This window comes from Flammeovirga sp. AWQ4_249 (assembly GCF_056161045.1).
This window is the reverse complement of the sequence record NZ_JBSWYJ010000163.1, coordinates 1-231: the sequence shown is the minus strand read 5'-3', so window position 1 is coordinate 231 and position 231 is coordinate 1. Positions and strand designations below refer to the sequence as shown.

Sequence of the window (231 nt, the reverse complement as noted above, 5' to 3'; positions counted from 1 at the left end):
ATATTGGCCTAGGTTTCGGAGGATCTTCAAAAGGTTTATCTAACCATTTTTTGAGATCAATTTTAACGAATAAATTGAGCCTTATGAATGCAATCAAGTTAGATAATCTCCACTCAAATTCACCTACCGATTTGAGATATTTTAAAATCAAAATAGTAATCAAAGCAGTCCAAATCTGAATCATTACAGCATTTTCACTTGTTCCGATAAAAGATTTGATATGGAGGAGTT

The 231-nt window shown here is 31.6% G+C and carries 1 pseudogene; it reads right to left on the bottom strand.

Features of this window, described 5'->3' with window-relative positions:
• Positions 1-231, bottom strand: a pseudogene (locus ACXAHM_RS26490) (IS4 family transposase); the annotation flags it as partial.